The following is a 2,149-nucleotide window of genomic DNA, read 5'->3' on the forward strand; positions in this document are numbered from 1 at the left end:
GGGCAAAGTTTTTTTGAAAACTATGCGCCAGCGTAATGCTTGACATACGACTACCACTAATTTTATACACACGCCCAAAAGTAAGCAAGTAGAGGCGTCCTTTTACTTCTCGAATATTGTTGAGACTAAAGTTGCGACTGCGTTTTATTTTGCTGGTTTTGGGTTTTTCAAAAGGCTTGTACATCTTTTGCCAAATCTGAAAAGTGGTGCCTCGTTCGTGGTTTGAGGTAAACAATACTTGGGTAGTTTTGCCTTTTTGGGTTACATACACACTTGCCTGTGTTCCACTGCGAGGGCTTACCAGTTCCAGGCGTGACCACAAATTAGTAAAATTGATGGTTACTTTGGTTTTTTTTGAGCGCTGTTTCTTTCTTCTTTTTTTCTTTTTCTCAGCTTCTTTGCCTTTTTTCTTTTGCTTTTTCTTGTCAAATAGCTCATCAAATTTTTCAGACCTAAACTCCGCATCAAATTTGTCTAGTGCCAGCCTGTATACATGGGTGCCATTGGTGATGCCATAAGGATAAAAAGGACGGGAGCGATTAGATACAAAATAAATATATTTGCCATCGGGCGACCAACGTGGCGATACTTCAGAAATCCCTGTTTTGGTGAGTTGTATCAACTGTTTCTTTTTGATATGATACAGAAAAATATCCCGCTCAAAATTGCGGTAAGCTGTGTAAGCAATGTATTGACCATCGGGCGAAAATACGGGCAAGTCGTTTTGAAAACCCCATAGTTCATCTTTAGCCACTGTTTCATTTTTGAAAGATCGTAAATTAATTATCCTTACTTCGTTACGCCCACTTAAATATACCGCTTTGCTTCGATCACTATTAAAGCTCAATAAACGATTGTTTTGCTTATCGGCAGTCAGTTGCTTTTCTTTACCTTGACCATTGGCATCAATGATAAACCAATTCAAGTATCCCCCCACTGTTTGGCTAAACAATAGACGTTGACTGTTTTTGAGCCAGTGCACCTCTACTACCCGATCGTCGGGTTTGGTAGTTATTTGCCTGATATACTTTCCTTTAATATCCGATACAAATAATTCACCCCTTGCCACAAAAGCAATTTTCTTATGATCAGGTGCTATGTCGTATGCCCTTATAAACCCTTGAGTACGAAAGGTAATATTTTTTTTGAGGGTGTTATTTTTATATATTTGAATGTCTAATTTTTGGCTTTGTTTTGAAGCTACTTTATAAATATACAATTGATAATTTTTTTCAAAAACTACCCGCTGCCCATTGGCACTCACAAAAGGATGTTTGATTGCATCATCAAATTTAGTTAAAGCTGTTTTTTGTCCATTCCTAAAGGTATACAAGTTATATTCTCCAGTGTTTTCGTCAGAGGCAAAATAAATATTGCCTTTTTGGTCTAAGGTAGCCCATAAGTCCTTGCCTTTGTATTGGGTGTATTTTTTATAGGTGTTCGTTTGAGGGTTATAAGATTGAATGTCAGGGTTAAACGCCCCTTTGTACCGTTTTCGCTGAATAAAAGCTTTGCTTTCCCAGCCTTCATTAAAAAACAACTCTCCATTGGTAGGGTGCTCAAACAGGTTGTGCACAGTGTGAAAGTAATGATCAAATACTCGTTGAGGAGTCCCCCCTTTAGCGGCTACCTTGTAGGTGCTGTACTGATTGTAGCGATTAGATGAGAAATAAATCCATTGAGAGTCCCACGACCACGACTCTACATGGTCAAAACTGTCATAAAAAGTAAGTTGAACAACTTCGCCTCCCTTCATAGGCATCAAAAACACATCTGTGTTGCCATACTGACTTGCCGAAAAAGCCAACCATTGGCCATCGGGCGATACCTTGGCGCGGGTTTCCAGCCCTTGCATGGCTGTAATACGGGTTGCTGCCCTTTGTTGTTGATCAAGGGGGAGTTTCCAGAGGTCACCTTCATAACTAAATATAACCGTGTTGCCATCGGGCGATAGGGTAGGGTAGCTTGTAAAATAAGTCTCCGTAGTTTGGGCACACAAGTGGGCTGTCAGCAAACAGTAGATGATAAGAAAGTATAAGGTCTTTTTCATAAGGTTATTCAGGTGTATGATGGCTTGGTAGTACAACTGGTATAAAAACTCGTTTGTTTTTTGATTTAGGGCAAAACACCCACTAAGCCAAAGCATCAA

The 2,149-nt window shown here is 39.6% G+C and carries 1 pseudogene; it reads right to left on the reverse strand.

What is annotated here, in order from left to right:
• A pseudogene (locus M23134_RS37100) lies at positions 1-2,050 on the reverse strand (PD40 domain-containing protein); the annotation flags it as partial.
• Positions 2,051-2,149 lie beyond the last annotated feature (99 nt).

Source organism: Microscilla marina ATCC 23134, assembly GCF_000169175.1.
Taxonomy (GTDB): Bacteria; Bacteroidota; Bacteroidia; order Cytophagales; family Microscillaceae; genus Microscilla; species Microscilla marina.